This window comes from Streptomyces sp. WG5 (assembly GCF_049974565.1).
Classification (GTDB): domain Bacteria; phylum Actinomycetota; class Actinomycetes; order Streptomycetales; family Streptomycetaceae; genus Streptomyces.
In genome coordinates this window covers 1-512 of sequence record NZ_JBNGGC010000206.1, presented here as the reverse complement: position 1 = coordinate 512, position 512 = coordinate 1, and the positions used below count along the sequence as shown (strand labels likewise).

Below are 512 nucleotides of genomic sequence, written 5' to 3'. Positions count from 1 at the left end.
TCTCCCATTTGCCGCTGGATACTATCTTTCGTATCTGTTTCGAACGATCAACGCTTTGATCGCAAGTCATCTCAGCTCGGATATCGGTCTTGGGACTGCCGACCTCGGGTTGTCAATCGGCGTTCAAATTTGACCCCGTATCGGCTTCCAATTTTGACCCCCTTGAGCGGCTCGGTTTGGCGGTAGCGCTCGTCTCGTCGGAGCTGGCCGGGATTGCGGAGACGAGACGAGCGCGGGTGGCATGATCATCGTCGCGGCTCTTGAAGCGCCAGCTGTCGTTGCCGGTCTCGACGATGTCGCAGTGGTGCGTCAGGCGATCGAGAAGCGCGGTGGTCATCTTTGCGTCGCCGAACACGCTGGGCCATTCGCCAAACGCCAGATTAGTGGTGACGACGACGGATGTGCGCTCGTAGAGCCTGCTGACGAGGTGGAACAGTAACTGACCGCCGGATTGCGCGAACGGCAGGTAGCCGAGTTCGTCGAGAACAATGAAGTCCAGCCGGGTCAAATGC

The 512-nt window shown here is 58.6% G+C and carries 1 pseudogene; it reads right to left on the bottom strand.

Features of this window, described 5'->3' with window-relative positions:
• Window positions 1-253: 253 nt before the first annotated feature.
• Window positions 254-512, bottom strand: a pseudogene (locus ACP4IX_RS36645) (ATP-binding protein); the annotation flags it as partial.